Here is a 2,500-nt window from a genome sequence, read left to right as displayed (position 1 = left end):
GGCCGCCGGTGCGTGCGCCCGTTCTCCTCTGGGGAACTTAGAGGGGGAAAGCAGAAGCCCGCAGGGATCGCCGGCCGGCCCAGGCCGCCGACGAACTCCCGGGGCGCTCATCTCAGTGACTAATCTCTCCGGGTGGCCCCAGTGGCCCCCCGGGGGCGTCCTCGGACGCCTCACGATAGTTACCTGGTTGATTCTGCCAGTAGTCATATGCTTGTCTCAAAGATTAAGCCATGCATGTCTAAGTATAAGCAATTATACCGCGAAACTGCGAATGGCTCATTATATAAGTTATCGTTTATTTGATAGCACATTACTACTTGGATAACCGTGGTAATTCTAGAGCTAATACATGCTAAAAATCCCGACTTCGGAAGGGATGTATTTATTAGATTAAAAGCCAACGCCCTTCGGGGCTCTGTGGTGATTCATAATAACTGGTCGAATCGCATGGCCTTGCGCCGGCGATGGTTCATTCAAATTTCTTCCCTATCAACTTTCGATGCGAGGGTCTTGTCCTCGCATGGTTGCAACGGGTAACGGAGGGTTAGGGCTCGACCCCGGAGAAGGAGCCTGAGAAACGGCTACTACATCCAAGGAAGGCAGCAGGCGCGCAAATTACCCAATCCCGACACGGGGAGGTAGTGACAATAAATACTGATACAGGGCTCTTTTGGGTCTTGTAATCGGAATGAGTACAATTTAAATCCCTTAACGAGGAACAATTGGAGGGCAAGTCTGGTGCCAGCAGCCGCGGTAATTCCAGCTCCAATAGCGTATATTAAAGTTGTTGTGGTTAAAAAGCTCGTAGTCGAACCTTGGGCCTGGCTGGCCGGTCCCCCTCACCGGGTGCACTGATCCAGCCGGGCCTTTCCCTCTGTGGAACCCCATGGCCTTCACTGGCTGTGCGGGGGAAACAGGACTTTTACTGTGAAAAAATTAGAGTGCTCCAGGCAGGCCTATGCTCGAATACATTAGCATGGAATAATAGAATAGGACGTGTGGTTCTATTTTGTTGGTTTCTAGGACCGCCGTAATGATTAATAGGGACAGTCGGGGGCATCAGTATTCAGTTGTCAGAGGTGAAATTCTTGGATCTACTGAAGACTAACTACTGCGAAAGCATTTGCCAAGGATGTTTTCATTGATAAGGAACGAAAGTTAGGGGATCGAAGACGATCAGATACCGTCGTAGTCTTAACTATAAACTATGCCGACTAGGGATCGGACGATGTTATTATTTGACGCGTTCGGCACCTTTCGAGAAATCAAAGTGCTTGGGCTCCAGGGGGAGTATGGTCGCAAGGCTGAAACTTAAAGAAATTGACGGAAGGGCACCACCAGGGGTGGAACCTGCGGCTTAATTTGACTCAACACGGGGAAACTCACCAGGTCCAGACACAGTGAGGATTGACAGATTGAGAGCTCTTTCTTGATTCTGTGGGTGGTGGTGCATGGCCGTTCTTAGTTGGTGGAGTGATTTGTCTGCTTAATTGCGATAACGAACGAGACCTTAACCTGCTAAATAGCCCGTACTGCTCTGGCAGTTCGCCGGCTTCTTAGAGGGACTATCGGCTCAAGCCGATGGAAGTTTGAGGCAATAACAGGTCTGTGATGCCCTTAGATGTCCTGGGCCGCACGCGCGTTACACTGACAGAGCCAGCGAGTACCTCCTTGGCCGGAAGGCCCGGGTAATCTTGTTAAACTCTGTCGTGCTGGGGATAGAGCATTGCAATTATTGCTCTTCAACGAGGAATCCCTAGTAAGCGCAAGTCATCAGCTTGCGTTGATTACGTCCCTGCCCTTTGTACACACCGCCCGTCGCTACTACCGATTGAATGGCTCAGTGAGGCCTTCGGACTGGCCCAGAGAGGTGGGCAACTACCACTCAGGGCCGGAAAGTTGTCCAAACTCGGTCATTTAGAGGAAGTAAAAGTCGTAACAAGGTCTCCGTTGGTGAACCAGCGGAGGGATCATTACCGAAGTTACTCTTCAAAACCCATTGTGAACCTTACCTCTTGCCGCGCGTTGCCTCGGCGGGGAGGCGGGGCTCGGGTTCGGCGCGCCCCTCACCGGGCCGCCGTCCCCGTTCCCCGTCCCCGCCGGCCGCGCCAAACTCTAAATTTGAAAAAGCGTACTGCACGTTCTGATTCAAAACAAAAACAAGTCAAAACTTTTAACAACGGATCTCTTGGTTCTGGCATCGATGAAGAACGCAGCGAAATGCGATAAGTAATGTGAATTGCAGAATTCAGTGAATCATCGAATCTTTGAACGCACATTGCGCCCGGCAGCAATCTGCCGGGCATGCCTGTCCGAGCGTCATTTCTTCCCTCGAGCGCGGCTAGCCCTACGGGGCCTGCCGTCGCCCGGTGTTGGGGCTCTACGGGTGGGGCTCGTCCCCCCCGCAGTCCCCGAAATGTAGTGGCGGTCCAGCCGCGGCGCCCCCTGCGTAGTAGATCCTACATCTCGCATCGGGTCCCGGCGAAGGCCAGCCGTCGAA

General features: G+C 52.7%; 2 rRNA genes (1 of these 2 only partly in view). Both read left to right on the top strand.

The annotated features are described in order from the left end of the window. Positions 1–175 precede the first annotated feature (175 nt). A 16S ribosomal RNA gene (locus ACYU7G_RS15925) occupies positions 176–1,981 on the top strand. A gap of 175 nt (positions 1,982–2,156) precedes the next feature. Beyond that, positions 2,157–2,500: ribosomal RNA gene (locus ACYU7G_RS15920) — 23S ribosomal RNA — on the top strand (its annotated part continues 2,500 nt past the right edge of the window); the annotation flags it as partial.

The sequence above is a fragment of the Tessaracoccus terricola genome (assembly GCF_054776555.1).
The sequence above is the reverse complement of the archived record's forward strand: the minus strand, read 5'-3'. Positions and strand labels throughout refer to the sequence as shown.